This is a genomic window from Xanthomonas sp. SHU 166 (genome assembly GCF_000364685.1).
GTDB lineage: Bacteria > Pseudomonadota > Gammaproteobacteria > Xanthomonadales > Xanthomonadaceae > Xanthomonas_A > Xanthomonas_A sontii.
On record NZ_AQOJ01000380.1, the window covers coordinates 1 to 325 of the forward strand.

General features: G+C 68.0%; 1 protein-coding gene. It reads right to left on the reverse strand.

What is annotated here, in order from left to right:
- Positions 1–325, reverse strand: a 325-nt coding sequence (locus D180_RS10570) for a hemagglutinin repeat-containing protein (RefSeq protein WP_043090800.1), incomplete at both ends; no start/stop codon positions are given.

Genomic DNA, 325 nt, shown 5'->3' on the forward strand with positions numbered 1-325 from the left:
TGCAGTTGCAGGTCGTTGCCGGCCTGCAGGGACAGGTTGTTGCCGACGGTCAGGCTGGTGCCGGCACCATCGTGCAATTCCCCCTTCTCACGCGTGCTGGCAGTGGGTTGCAGGATCAGGTCGCGCCCGGCCCGCAATGCCGCGCTGTTGCCCGTCTGCACGGTGGTTCCGGTCAGGCTGAGGTCGCGGCCGGCCTGCAGCAACAGGTTGCCCTGCGCCAGGATGCTGGAGCGCCCGTTCATGGCGTCGCCGCTGGTGCTGCTGATCAGGTCGCGGCCAGCACTCAGAAATACGTCGCGGCCGGCGATCTGGCCGCCGAGGTTGA